At 72.8% G+C, this 12,956-nt stretch carries 12 protein-coding genes and 1 tRNA gene; 7 read left to right on the forward strand and 6 right to left on the reverse strand.

All coding sequences use genetic code 11. The annotated features are described in order from the left end of the window. Positions 1-22: 22 nt before the first annotated feature. A complete protein-coding gene (locus ACL02R_RS23780) occupies positions 23-862 on the forward strand; it encodes an SURF1 family protein (protein WP_412799009.1) in 840 nt (279 codons plus the stop codon). On the opposite strand, the gene ACL02R_RS23785 is transcribed toward ACL02R_RS23780, so the two are convergent. From ACL02R_RS23785 to ACL02R_RS23800, 4 genes are all read right to left on the reverse strand, one after another. Continuing rightward, the gene (locus tag ACL02R_RS23785) at positions 795-2,615 is read right to left on the reverse strand and encodes a S9 family peptidase (protein ID WP_412799010.1); all 1,821 of its coding nucleotides are present in this window, start codon (positions 2,613-2,615) and stop codon (positions 795-797) included. The two genes, ACL02R_RS23780 and ACL02R_RS23785, sit on opposite strands and share 68 nt — an antisense overlap. A gap of 99 nt (positions 2,616-2,714) precedes the next feature. Then, positions 2,715-3,827, reverse strand: a complete 1,113-nt coding sequence (locus tag ACL02R_RS23790; protein WP_412799011.1) for an FHA domain-containing protein — start codon at positions 3,825-3,827, stop codon at positions 2,715-2,717. Between the two features lie 153 nt (positions 3,828-3,980). Continuing rightward, positions 3,981-4,475 (reverse strand): RidA family protein, encoded by a 495-nt coding sequence (locus tag ACL02R_RS23795; protein WP_412799012.1) that lies wholly within the window; start codon positions 4,473-4,475, stop codon positions 3,981-3,983. Beyond that, positions 4,472-4,636: a DUF4177 domain-containing protein gene (locus ACL02R_RS23800; RefSeq protein ID WP_129841541.1), complete on the reverse strand. Its 165-nt coding sequence runs from the start codon at positions 4,634-4,636 to the stop codon at positions 4,472-4,474. The genes ACL02R_RS23795 and ACL02R_RS23800 overlap by 4 nt, the downstream gene beginning before the upstream one ends. A gap of 148 nt (positions 4,637-4,784) precedes the next feature. Here ACL02R_RS23800 and ACL02R_RS23805 point away from each other — a divergent pair, with 148 nt between their 5' ends. Both ACL02R_RS23805 and ACL02R_RS23810 read left to right on the forward strand, forming a co-directional pair. Beyond that, a complete protein-coding gene (locus ACL02R_RS23805; protein WP_412799020.1) occupies positions 4,785-5,747 on the forward strand; it encodes an ArsA family ATPase in 963 nt (320 codons plus the stop codon). After that, complete coding sequence (locus ACL02R_RS23810) at positions 5,744-7,012, forward strand: ArsA family ATPase (RefSeq protein ID WP_412799013.1); 1,269 nt, start codon at positions 5,744-5,746, stop codon at positions 7,010-7,012. The genes ACL02R_RS23805 and ACL02R_RS23810 overlap by 4 nt, the downstream gene beginning before the upstream one ends. Positions 7,013-7,015: 3 nt before the next feature. Here the strand turns inward: ACL02R_RS23810 and ACL02R_RS23815 are convergent, their stop codons facing one another. Continuing rightward, positions 7,016-7,369, reverse strand: coding sequence for a WhiB family transcriptional regulator (locus tag ACL02R_RS23815; RefSeq protein ID WP_412799014.1), 354 nt, complete (start codon positions 7,367-7,369; stop codon positions 7,016-7,018). Between the two features lie 341 nt (positions 7,370-7,710). Between ACL02R_RS23815 and ACL02R_RS23820 the strand changes: the two genes are divergently transcribed. Next, a complete protein-coding gene (locus tag ACL02R_RS23820) occupies positions 7,711-9,987 on the forward strand; it encodes a transglycosylase domain-containing protein (RefSeq protein ID WP_412799015.1) in 2,277 nt (758 codons plus the stop codon). 76 nt (positions 9,988-10,063) lie between these two features. On the opposite strand, the gene ACL02R_RS23825 is transcribed toward ACL02R_RS23820, so the two are convergent. Beyond that, positions 10,064-10,528 carry a GatB/YqeY domain-containing protein gene (locus ACL02R_RS23825; RefSeq protein WP_412799016.1) on the reverse strand — a complete coding sequence of 155 codons (465 nt, stop codon included), beginning with the start codon at positions 10,526-10,528 and terminating at the stop codon, positions 10,064-10,066. 35 nt (positions 10,529-10,563) lie between these two features. Here ACL02R_RS23825 and ACL02R_RS23830 point away from each other — a divergent pair, with 35 nt between their 5' ends. From ACL02R_RS23830 to ACL02R_RS23840, 3 genes are all read left to right on the forward strand, one after another. Then, complete coding sequence (locus ACL02R_RS23830; RefSeq protein ID WP_412799017.1) at positions 10,564-11,505, forward strand: metallophosphoesterase; 942 nt, start codon at positions 10,564-10,566, stop codon at positions 11,503-11,505. Positions 11,506-11,548: 43 nt separating this feature from the next. Continuing rightward, positions 11,549-11,622 (forward strand) — tRNA-Pro (locus tag ACL02R_RS23835). A 225-nt stretch (positions 11,623-11,847) separates the two neighbouring features. Then, positions 11,848-12,912, forward strand: a complete 1,065-nt coding sequence (locus ACL02R_RS23840) for a hypothetical protein (protein ID WP_412799018.1) — start codon at positions 11,848-11,850, stop codon at positions 12,910-12,912. The last annotated feature ends 44 nt before the right edge of the window (positions 12,913-12,956 follow it).

The following is a 12,956-nucleotide window of genomic DNA, read 5'->3' on the forward strand; positions in this document are numbered from 1 at the left end:
CCGCCCCAGTACGGTGGGGGCTGTGTACCGGTTCCTCCTCACGCCGCGCTGGTGGGCGATCAACGTCTTCGCCGTCCTCGCGATCCCGGTCTGCCTGATCGCGGGCATGTGGCAGCTGGGACGGTTCGAGCAGCAGGTGGACAACCACCGGCAGGCGGAGGAGCAGGCCGAGGCGACCGGCGAGCCGCGCCCGCTGGAGGAACTGCTCCCGCTGACCACCGAGACGGTCGGCGAACAGGCGGAGGTCACCGGCACGTTCGACGCCGGGCACCAGCTCCTCGTCCCCGGCCGCGGCCTGGAGGGGGAGACCGGCTTCTACGCGCTGGCGATGCTGCGCCCGGCGGACGGCTCGCCCGCGCTGCCCGTCGTACGCGGCTGGCTGCCCGGTACCGCCGACGCCGGGCGCGTACCGGAGCCGCCCGCGGGCGAGGTCACCGTCACCGGCGCCGTGCAGGCCCCCGAGTCACCCAGCGAGGTCGAGGGGCCCACCGACGGGCTGCCGTCGGGTCAGCTCGGGGTGATCGGCGCGGCGTCGCTGATCAACATCCTCCCGTACCCCGTCACCGACGGCTGGCTGACCGTGCGGGACGCCGAGGAGCCGATGCGGGCGGTGCCCGTGACGGCGCCGTCCGGCACCGGCCTCGACATGGACGCGTTCCAGAACCTGGGCTACACCGCCGAGTGGTTCGTCTTCGCGGCCTTCACGGTCTTCATGTGGTTCCGCCTGGTGCGGCGCGAGGTGGAGCAGCGGCGGGACGCCGAGCTGGGCATCGCGCCGCCGCAGCAGGCCCCTCCTATGTCCCGGTCGCGGCCTCGGGAAGATGTGCCAGCGCGAAGCGGATCTCCTGCGCCACCTGCTTGATCCGCTCCGCCACGACGAGCGAGCCGTGCCCGGCGTCGTAGCGGTACACCTCGTGCGCCGCGCCCCTGGCCTTCAGGCGGTCCACGTAGTTCTCGATCTGCCGGATCGGGCAGCGCGGGTCGTTCAGCCCGGCCGAGATGTAGACGGGCGCGCGGACGTCGTCCACGTACGTCAGCGGTGACGACGCGGTCCACCGGTCCGGCACCTCCTCCGGGGCGCCGCCGAAGAGCGTGCGGTCCAGCGCCTTCAGCGCCTCCATCTCGTCGTCGTACGCGGCGACGTAGTCCGCCACCGGCACGGCCGCCACGCCGACCGCCCAGGCGTCCGGCTGGGCGCCGATGCCGAGGAGCGTCAGGTAGCCGCCCCACGAGCCGCCGGTGAGGACGAGCCGCTCCGGGTCGGCCAGCCCCTCGGCCACCGCCCAGTCGCGGACCGCCGCGACGTCCTCCAGCTCGATCAGGCCGACGCGGTGCTTGAGCGCGTCGGTCCAGGCGCGGCCGTAGCCGGTCGAGCCGCGGTAGTTGACGCGGACGACGGCGAAGCCGTGGTCCACCCAGGCGGCGGGCCCGGCGGCGAACTCGTCGCTGTCGTGCGCGGTCGGGCCGCCGTGGATGTCGAAGACGGTGGGGAACGGGCCCTCGCCCTCCGCCGGGCGCTGCACGAGCGCGTGCACCGTCCCGCCGGGCCCCTCCACCCAGGCGTCCGTCACCGGCACCGAGCGCGGCGCGCGCGGCCCCGGCGGCTCCAGTACCGTGCGGCCGGTCGTGGACCGTACGACGGGCGGCTCGGCGGCCGACGACCACAGGTACTCGACGGCGCCGTCGGGGCGCGGCGAGGCGCCCAGGATCGTGCCGGGCGGGGTCTCGATCCGCTCGGGGCGGCCGGTGGCGCCGTCGTGGCGCCACAGCTCGTCGCGCGCGTGGTGGCTGTGCGAGACGAGCAGGCCGCTGCCGTCCGGGTACCACTCGGCGTCGGTGTCGCCCGGCAGGCCGAGGTGCAGCTCGGTCTCCTCGCCGGTCAGCGGGTTCCAGATCATCGGTTCCCACCGGCCGCGCCGCTGGTGGCCGACGAGCAGCCGCGGGTCGCCGTCCAGCGGTGCGAAGCCGAGGACGGACAGGCCGAGTTCCTTCGTGCCGCCCGCCGTGTCGTCCAGCTCGGCGGCCGGGGTGCCGTCCGGGCGTACGACGCGGATCGCCGAGTGCATCGCGTCGCCGTGCTCGGTGTGCTCGATGGCGAGGAGCGTCCCGTCGTGGCTGAGGTCGCCCACGCCGCCGGACTGGCGGTGCCGGTAGACCTCCACGGGGGCGCCGCCGTCGGCGGGCAGGAGGTGCACGGTGGTGCCCTCCTCCTCGGTCATCCGCCCCACGACGACCGTGCCGTCCCTGCCGAGCGCGAGCCCGGCGGACCAGGCGGGCTCAAGACCCGGCGTGGCCGGCTCGTCCGGGCCGCCGTGGAACGGCTGGCGCACCCAGCTGCCGAACTCGTCGCCGTCGCTGTCCTTGAACCACCAGATCCACGCGCCGTCCGGGCTGAGCGCGCCGTGCACCGTGCCGTTGGGACGGTCGGTGGCCTGGCGCCGCTCGCCGGTGGCGCGGTCCCAGGCGTACAGCTCGAACGTGCCGGTGGCGTTCGAGACGAAGAGGGAACGGTCGGGGGCGTCCTCGGCCCAGCGCGGGAGGCTCACGCGCGGCGCGCGGAACCGCTTCTCCCAATCGGGCTGCTGCCGGGAGTCGTCGGACGTGGCGTCAGTCATCCGTCTGTTCTACCCGATGGGCGGGGGCGGCGTCGGGCCGCCGGGGGCCACGGGGGTCATTACGCAGCGTTTCACGTGAAACAATGCGTGGCTCGCTCCTCACTCACCGTCATGGCCGTCGGCCCGCGCGGCGGCCTGCCGCCACTCCTCGGCGATCTCGGCGGGCAGCCGCCGCCCGCCGCGCGCGAGCGTGACGCCGGGCGCGGGTTCGACGACATCGGTCACCCGCAGGACGGTGGGCCGCTCCCCGCTCAGCCGCGACCAACCGCCACCGTCAGGACCCGGGCGCCACAACCGCGTACGTCCGCCGCTCAGATCGAGCAGCCGAACGGCGTCCGGCGCCACCTGGATCTCCAGGTGGCGGTCGGCGAGCCGCGCCGCCTCCGCCGGGGGCAGCAGCCCGTCGACGGCGAGCACGCGGCCCGTTCCCCCGGCGGCGCCCGCCGCCCGGCCGAGGAGGGCGCGCGTGCCCGCTTCGAGGTGGAAGCGGTGAACGGTCCCGTGGCCGTGGAGCAGCTTGAGCTGGGCGACCGGGACGCGCGGCCCGTCGTCGGCCAGCGGGACGTGGTGCCACTCGCACTCCGGTACTCCGTCGTGGAGGCGGGGCAGCAGGACGGCCTCGCCGCGCCTGCGGTCGTAGAGGGAGCAGGTCCGCTCGGGACAGCGCCAGTGCCGGGCCACGATGTCCGGGAGCGGCGTACGCGGCGGGCCGGCCGGGCGCGCGTGGCCCCGGACGACGCCCAGGTCGCGCTCCACCAGGTGCGCGGTGCGGCCGGGGGCGGGGCGCGGGGCGAGGAACTGCGTGGTGTTGCCCTGGAGCCAGGGGCGGCCGGCGCGGTGGGCGGCGTAGGCGCCGCGGCCGATGACGGGCAGGCCCGTCATCCCGGCGATGTCGAGGAGCGGGCCGTCCGCGTCCGGGAGTTCGGTGACGAGACCCGACTTGGCGAGCCGTTCGAGCCGGTCGATGTCCAGCCGGTCGGGGTACTCGGTGCGGGCCGCCCGCAGCCCCTGCCCGGCGATGGCGTGCACCGTCACCCACCGGTCCCGCAGCCGGTCGCCGAGCGCCTGGACGACAAGCCGCAGCCGGTCGAGGGACCGCGCCCCCGGGGGCCCGAGGCGGGCGTCGCGCACCACGTCGGACAGGTCCACCAGCGCGTCCGCCCGCTCGGGCCGGTCGGTGAGGTGCCGCTCGTACGCGAACGGCGCGCTCACCGGTGATCGCCTCTGCTCACGCCACCCTCCGCACACCCGGGGCCGCACCGGCCCCACCGGGCCAACGCGCCATTGTGGCACGGAGCTTGAGCCCGGCACCGGGGTCCGGCGCGACTTCGGGGCGCGCGTTCGGACGGTGTCAGGACCGCGGCGTCAGGAGGCCGCGGGCCCCTCGGCGGCGGTGTCCGTCCTGACCTCCACCACGATCTCGACCTCCACCGGCGCGTCCAGCGGCAGCGACGCCACCCCGACCGCGCTGCGCGCGTGCCGCCCCGCCTCGCCGAAGACCTCGCCGAGCAGCTCGCTCGCGCCGTTCACCACCTGCGGCTGCCCCGTGAAGTCCGGCGCCGACGCGACGAAGCCGAGCACCTTCACGACCCGCACGACCCGGTCGAGATCGCCCACGACCGACTTGACGGCCGCCAGCGCGTTCAGCGCGCACAGCCGCGCCATCTCGTACGCCTGCTCGGCCGTGACAGCGGCGCCGACCTTCCCGGCGTACGGCAGCGCCCCGTCCACCAGCGGCACCTGCCCCGACGTGTACACGTACGAGCCGCTCAGCACGGCCGGCACGTACACCCCGGCGGGCGGCGCGACGGGCGGCACCGCGAGCCCGACGGCCGCCAGCCGGTCCTCGACGACGCTCATGCCTGCCCGCCCTTGGGGCGCTTGAAGTACGCCACCAGCTGCTCCGGGTTCGGCCCCGGGATGACCTGCACCAACTCCCAGCCGTCCTCGCCCCAGTTGTCCAGGATCTGCTTGGTCGTGTGCACCAGCAGCGGAACGGTCACGTATTCCCACTTGGTCATGGGCCTCACTCTAGGCCCTGACCACCCCCGCCCCCGCCGGGCCGGGTGCGCCCGCCCGCGCTCCGGCGGTGCCCCGTAGGCTCGCCGCTGTGAGCCCCGGGCCACGGCGTCCGCGGGACCGGACGCGACGTGTCGGAGGGACGGCGTGGTGCGCAGGCTCCATGTGATCAGCGGCAAGGGCGGCACCGGCAAGACCACCGTCGCCGCCGCCCTGGCGCTCGCCCTCGCCGACAAGGGCCGCCGCACGCTGCTCGTCGAGGTCGAGGGGCGGCAGGGTATCGCCCAGCTCTTCGAGGCCCAGGCCCTCCCGTACGAGGAGCGCCGCATCGCCATCGGCCCCGGCGGCGGCGAGGTCCACGCCCTGGCCATCGACCCGGAACGCGCCCTGCTCGACTACCTCCAGATGTTCTACCGGCTCGGCGGCGCGGGCCGGGCACTGCGGCGGCTCGGCGCCGTCGACTTCGCCACCACCATCGCGCCGGGGCTGCGCGACGTCCTGCTGACCGGCAAGGCGTGCGAGGCGGTCAGACGCCGCGGGCCCGACGGCCGGTTCACGTACGACGCCGTCGTCATGGACGCGCCGCCCACCGGCCGCATCACCCGCTTCCTCGGGGTCAACAGCGAGGTCGCGGGGCTGGCCCGGGTCGGGCCGATCCACCACCAGGCGCAGGCCGTCATGCGCGTGCTGCGCTCGCCCGAGACCGCCGTGCACCTCGTCACGCTGCTGGAGGAGATGCCGGTCCAGGAGACCGCGGACGGCATCGCCGAGCTGCGGTCGGCCGGGCTGCCGGTGGGCGCGACGGTCGTCAACATGGTCCGGCCGCCCGTGGTGGCCGGGGTGCCCGGCCCGGCAGACGGCGACGAGCCCGCCCGCCTCGCCGCGCTCACCGCCGCCCTCGCACGCGCGGGACTGCCAGAACCCGCGCGTACGGCCGCCCCCCTGCTCGCCCAGGGCCGCGCGTACGCCCACCGGCTCGCCCTGGAGGCCGACCGCCGCGCCGAACTGGCCGCCCTCGGCCTCCCCGTCCACGAACTGCCGCTGCTCGCGGACGGCATCGACATCGCGGGCCTCTACCGGCTCGCCCGACTGCTGCGCGACCAGGAGTGGTGACCGTGGACGACGCCGCCGTACCCGCCCTCGCCGTCGACCCGCTGCTCGACGACCCCGCGACCCGGATCGTCGTCTGCTGCGGCTCCGGCGGCGTCGGGAAGACCACGACCGCCGCCGCCCTCGCCCTGCGCGCGGCGGAACGGGGGCGCCGCGTCGTCGTCCTCACCATCGACCCGGCGCGCCGCCTCGCGCAGGCGATGGGCCTGACGGAGCTGGACAACGTGCCGCGTCCCGTGCCGGGCACGGCTTCGGCGGCGGGCGGCGAACTGTTCGCCATGATGCTGGACATGAAGCGGACGTTCGACGAGATCGTCGAGGCGCACACCGACCGGGACCGTGCCGCGGCGATCCTCGCGAACCCGTTCTACCAGTCGCTGTCCGCCGGGTTCGCCGGGACGCAGGAGTACATGGCGATGGAGAAGCTGGGGCAGCTCGCCGCACGCGGCAGCTGGGACCTCATCGTCGTGGACACGCCGCCGAGCCGTTCCGCCCTCGACTTCCTCGACGCGCCGCAGCGGATGGGCTCGTTCCTCGACGGCCGCTTCATCCGCGTGCTGATGGCGCCGGCCAAGGCGGGGGGCCGGGCGGGGCGGAAGGTGATGAGCCTGGGCGCGGCCGGGCTCGGCATGGTCACCGGGACGCTCGGCAAGGTGCTGGGGGCCGGGCTGCTGCGGGACGTGCAGACGTTCGTCGCGGCGATGGACACCATGTTCGGCGGCTTCCGGGCGCGCGCGGACGCCACGTACCGGCTGCTCCAGGCGCCCGGCACGGCGTTCCTCGTCGTGGCCGCGCCGGAGCGCGACGCGCTGCGGGAGGCGGCGTACTTCGTGGAGCGGCTGGCCGCCGACGGCATGCCGCTGGCCGGTCTCGTCCTCAACCGCGTGCACGGCGCGGCCGTCCCCGGACTGAGCGCCGAGCGTGCGCTGGCGGCGGCCGAAGCGCTCGGCGCAAAGAATCTTGCAGAGAACATGGCGCCGTCCGGCATGGACGATCATCGCACCGGGGATGCTCACTCCGAGGACGATCCCCCGACTCCCACCCCGGACCCCGCCGACCCGGCGGACGCGCTCGCCGCCGGTCTGCTGCGCGTCCACGCCGAGCGCAGCGGGCAGTTGGCGCGCGAGCAGCGCGTACGGGCCCGCTTCACCGCCGTGCACCCCGAGGTGCCCGTGGCGGAGGTGGCCGCCCTGCCGGGCGACGTGCACGACCTGGCCGGCCTGCGCAGGATCGGCGGCCTGCTCGCGGGCCGACGGCCGCGCGGCTGACCGCTATCCCGCGTTCGCGTACGCCTCCAGGCCGGGGCCGTCGAATTCGGGCCCGGCCGCCCCGCCGACCGGCCGCACACCCCGCTCGTACTCCGACCGCGCCGTCTCCAGCAGCCTGCGCCACGACGTGACGGTCGGGCGCCTGCGCAGCAGCGCGCGCCGCTCCCGCTCCGTCATCCCGCCCCAGACGCCGAACTCCACGCGGTTGTCCAGCGCGTCGGCCAGGCATTCCGTCCTCACCGGACAACCGGTGCAGACCGCCTTCGCGTGATTCTGCGCCGCTCCCTGTACGAACAGATCGTCCGGATCGGTCGTGCGACAGGCCGCCTGCGCGGTCCAGTCCGTAAGCCAGCTCATGTGCCGGTGCCGTCCTTCCCCGAAACCAGGCTCCCCCACGGCGGCGATTGGCATATTCGCCTCGCCGGTTGAGGACGTTACGGGCGGGAGCCGGAGCACAACACCCCCAAGGGGCCTAATCTCCCATGGCCCATTCGGACTATGCGCTATACGGGATCACTCGTACGAGTGAACGGAATGCGGGCCGGTCGATGGGGCGGCATCCGCGACGTGCCGCGTCTCAGCAAACTCACCCCAACGGGTGATCTTCAACTTGACGGCCGTCATTTTGTCTGAACCGTGAGCAGCCTAGGCGAACAGATGGACCCCTGTCCGGGCTTTGAGAACGTAGGCTTGCCGTCATGGGTAGGAAGCGTCCGGGTGGCGGGCTGAGCGCGACGCAGCACATCGCCAAGTTTCTCGGGGTCAGCGTCGTGTCCGGCGCGGTGCTCGCAGGTCTCGCGCTGCCGGCCGCGGGAGTCATCGGACTCGCCGCCGCCGGCACCATGGAGGGCTTCGACGACATCCCGGAGATGATGGAGCGGCCACCGCTCAGCCAGAAGACGACGATCCTGGACGCCGAGGGCAACAAGATCGCCGACGTCTTCAGCCGCAACCGCACGGTCGTCGAGACGGACGAGATGGCCGAGACGGTGCGGCAGGCCATCGTCGCCATCGAGGACGCGCGGTTCTACGAGCACGGCGCCGTCGACCTTCAGGGCATCGTCCGCGCACTCACCCGCAACGTCGAGTCGGGCAGCGTCGAGCAGGGCGCCTCCACGCTCACCCAGCAGTACGTGAAGAACGTCTTCGTCGAGGCCGCCGGCGAGAACGAGGAGGCCGTCGCCGAGGCCATGTCGCAGAGCGGCCCCGAGGGCCTCGGCCGCAAGATCCGCGAGATGAAGTACGCGATACAGCTGGAACAGGAACTGTCCAAGGACCAGATCCTGGAGAACTACCTCAACATCACGTACTTCGGCCGCCAGGCGTACGGCATCGAGGCCGCCTCCCAGCTCTACTTCTCCAAGCACGCGGCCGACCTCGACCTGCGCGAGTCCGCGATGCTCGCGGGCCTCGTCCAGTCGCCGACCGCGTACGACCCGATCGGCAACCCCGACGCGGCCCTCGCGCGGCGCAACACCGTCCTCGACAAGATGGTGGAGTCCGGCGACATCACGCAGGCCGAGGCCGAGGAGGCGCAGGCGTCCGACCTGGGGCTCAACGTCAGCGAACCCCGCGTCGGCTGCATCACGGCCGTGAACGACGCCGGGTTCTTCTGCGACTACGTCCGCGAGGTCTTCCTCAGCGACCCGGTCTTCGGCGAGACCGAGGAGGACCGCAGCGCCCGCTGGCTGCTCGGCGGCATGACGATCACGACGACCCTCGACCCGCAGGCCCAGGCCGCCGCCGCCCAGGCCGCCGCCGACGGCGCGAACCCGGACGACGAGGCCGTCGCCTCCGTCGTCCAGGTCCAGCCGGGCACCGGCCGCATCCTCTCGATGGCGCAGAGCCGCCCGTACGGCGTCGACGCCGAGCAGAACGAGACGCAGATCAACCTCAACGTCTCCCATGCCATGGGCGGCGGGGACTTCGGCTTCCAGCCGGGCTCGACCCTCAAGCCGATCACAGCCGCCGCGGCTCTGGAATCCGGCATCAGCCCCTCGCTGACCTACGAGACCGAGGCGGAGATCGAGGTGGACATGGCGGACTTCACCGACTGCGACAACAACCGCCTCGGCGACTCCAGGACGGACCCCTGGGAGGTCGGCAACGAGCGCGAGGACGAGGTCGGCACCTGGGACATGACGAGCGCCCTCGGCGAGTCCATCAACACGTACTTCGTCCAGCTCGAACGCGACGCCGGCCTGTGCGAGACGGTCACGCTCGCACGTGAGATGGGCGTCGAGCGGGGCGACGGCGAGCCGCTTGAGGTCGTCCCCTCCTTCACCCTCGGCTCTCAGACGATCCCCCCCCTGGCCATGGCCAACGCCTACGCGACCTTCGCCAACCACGGCACGTACTGCACCCCGATCGCCATCACCTCGGTGGTCGACGCGGACGGCGAGGAGATGCCCGTTCCCGCGAGCGAGTGCGACCAGGTCATGTCCGCGCACACCGCCGACACCGTGACCCAGATGCTGGCGGGCGTCGTGGAGGACGGCACCGGCGCCAGGGTCGGCCTCCAGGACCGCGACAACGCGGGCAAGACCGGTACGACCGACGAGCGCAAGAACGTCTGGTTCGTCGGCTACACCCCCGAACTGTCCACCGCCGTCCGCGTCGGCGGCGACGGCGAACTGTTCCCGATGGAGAACGTGAGCATCGGCGGCACGTTCTTCGAGCGCGCCAGCGGCGCCGGGGTCGCCGGCCCGATCTGGCGGCAGGCGATGCAGGGCGCGCTCGAAGGGACGACGCCGGGCACGTTCACCGACGTCAACGTACCGCGCGGCGACACCGACGGCGACGATGACGACGACCGGGACCGGGACCGCGACCGCGACAACCGCCCCGGCGGCGGCAACGGCGGCAACGGCGGCAACAACGACAACCGCCCCGGTGGCGGCGGCCGTGACGACAACGACGGCGGCTTCGACTTCGGCGACCTGCCCGACATCGAGTTCCCGCCCAACCGCGACTGACCGCGGCCCGGCATGAGGAAGGCCCGCCCGGCGCACGACGCGCCGGGCGGGCCTTCCGCCGTTCTCCCGCCCGCCCTCAGCCGGCCAGCGCCCGCTTGACGGCCGCGGCGACCCGGCCGCCCTCGGCCCGCCCGGCGACCTTCGGGTTCACGATCTTCATCACCGCGCCCATCGCCCGCGGCCCCTCGGCGCCACCGGCACGCGCCTCCGCCACGGCGTCCGCGACGAGCGCGCCCAGCTCCTCGTCGCCGAGCTGCGCCGGCAGGTAACCGGCCAGCACCTCGCCCTCGGCCCGCTCCCGTTCCGCCTGCGCCTGCCGGTCCCCCTGGGCGAACGCCTCCGCCGCCTCGCGCCGCTTCTTCGCCTCGCGCGCGATGACCTTCTGCACCTCGTCGTCCGAGAGCTGCCGCGCCTGCTTCCCGGCGACCTCCTCGTTGGTGATCGCGGTCAGCGTCATCCTGAGGGTGGCGGAACGCAGCTCGTCCCGCTGCTTGATCGCGGCGGTCAGGTCGTCCTGGAGTCGGGACTTGAGGGAGGTCATGCCCACCATTGTGACAGCCGTGACACCATTGCCCCATGCGCGCGCGATACCGCATCCCCCTCACCGCAGGTCTCACCGTGGCCGGTCTCGGCGCCGCGGCGGTCGGCTACGCGGCGGGCTTCGAGGTCCGCTCCTTCCGCCTCCGCCGGATCAGCGTCCCCGTCCTGCCGCCAGGCGCCAGGCCGCTGCGCGTCCTCCAGGTCTCGGACATCCACATGGTCTCCGGCCAGCGCAAGAAACAGCGCTGGCTGCGCGCGCTCGCGGGGCTGCGCCCCGACCTCGTGATCAACACCGGCGACAACCTCTCCGACCCCGCCGGCGTCCCCGAGGCGCTCGACGCCCTCGGCCCGCTGCTGGAGTTCCCCGGCGCGTACGTCTTCGGCTCCAACGACTACTACGCCCCGGCCCTGCGCAACCCCGCCCGCTACCTCGCCGAGCGCGCCTCCGGCCGCCACGGCCTCAACGGCAACAGCCCCGCGCGCGACGTCCCCCGCAACCCCTGGTGGGAACTGCGCGACGCCTTCGACGCCGCGGGCTGGCTCAACCTGACCAACACCCGCGGCCGCCTCACCGCCGCCGGCCTCGACCTTGCCCTCACCGGCCTGGACGACCCCCACATCAAGCGCGACCGCTACGACGAGGTCGCCGGCGGCCCCGACCCGGAGGCCGACGTCTCCCTCGCCGTCGTCCACGCCCCGTACCTGCGCGTCCTCGACGCCTTCGCCGCCGACGGCTACCCCCTGATCCTCGCCGGCCACACCCACGGCGGCCAGCTCTGCATACCCTTCTACGGGGCCCTCGTCACCAACTGCGACCTCAACCCGGCCCGCGTGAAGGGCCTCTCGACCCACGAGTCCGAGGGCCACCGCGCCTACCTCCACGTCTCCGCGGGCTGCGGCACGAACCGCTACACCCCCGTCCGCTTCGCCTGCCCCCCCGAGGCAACCCTCCTGACCCTGACCCCCCGCGATACCTGATTTCCCCCACACGGCCGGGTCGGCTAGAGTGGTCCCCGCAAGACGGGGTGTGGCGCAGCTTGGCAGCGCGCTTCGTTCGGGACGAAGAGGTCGTGGGTTCAAATCCCGCCACCCCGACAGAGAAATACCAGGTCAGGCCCGGTACTGAGAGATCAGTGCCGGGCCTGATGTGCGTCCGGGGGCCAATCTGGGAGCCATTTGGGAGCCGACTTCGGGATCTGGCTCCCACGCCGTCGGCCGATCCGACCGCACCCAGGAGACGAGCAGTCCGCCCCGAGGCACAGGCCCGTTGTCAGTGGCGGCGTCTAGCCTTGAACCACCACCGCCCCATAGGAGACCGGATTGGCCGGGTTCAAGATCGACAAGCGCGCGATCGAGAAGATGCAGAAAGAGATCGTCAAGGAGTTCGAGCGGGCGAACCGCAAGCACCCCGTACGCATCCCCGTCGAGGTTGAGCCTCCGTCCATGGGGGTGCTCACCCTCGCGAGTGCCAGTGGCCTCGAAGGCGACCCGCAGTTGTCCCGCTTGCTGCTGTGGCTGTATGAGTCCGTCCAGCAGAATCCAGGCCCCTACGTAGACGTGAAGATCTTCGCGCAGAACGAGGGACTGCCAGAAGACGACAGCGACAACATGGCGTTGCAGTTGGAAAAACTTGGACTCGTCAGGATCGCGCGTAGCCTCGCTGGCGGACTCTCCGAGGTCTACCCCACCGACGACGGGCTACTGGAAGCGCGTCGGCTGATCGCCTTGCGCACCGACACAGTCGAACGCTTCGGGAACGCCTGCGATGTGTTGTTGCGCTGGGTCCTGCGCGTGGGCGGAAGACAAGCCGCTGTTCCGGCGCTGGCGTTCCTGGAAGATCCGCTGTGCAGCTTCGCCGGCGATCCCCTGACCGAGGCTGAGGTTCTCAGCGCGCTCGACTACCTGCGCGAGCACGCTCTCGTGGAACGAGTGGTCACCGATGCCGGAGTGGCAGTCCTGATCACAGCCCAAGGCACCCGCTGCGTACTCGCTGGAGGAACCGTGAACGACTTCTTGAGCCGCCAGCCAACCGGCGGCGACACCTACAACATCACTGGTTCACACGGCTTCGTTGCTGGCTCCCAGCAGCATGTCGTCCAGAACAACACCTTCGGCCTGGACGCATCCAAACTCGCCGAGTTCGCCCAGCAGGTACGGCAGTTCGCGCCAAGCCTGGGGGTCTCCGCAGACGAGCAAAGCCAACTGGTCCTGGACGCAGAGGTGCTGGAAGAAGCAGCCGCCACCGAAGCGCCTGAACCGGGGCGCGTACAGGCCGCATTCGACCGGCTGAACGCGACCCTCACAGCAATCGGTACCGCTACCCCTGGTCTGACCATGCTGGTCGGAGCAGGGCAGAGCGCATACCAGGCGGTCTTCGGCGCCTAGGGTGACGGGAGCAAGCCTTAGTGACTGACTCCCGTGCATCGCTC

It is taken from the genome of Streptomyces sp. MS19 (genome assembly GCF_047200595.1).
GTDB lineage: Bacteria > Actinomycetota > Actinomycetes > Streptomycetales > Streptomycetaceae > Streptomyces.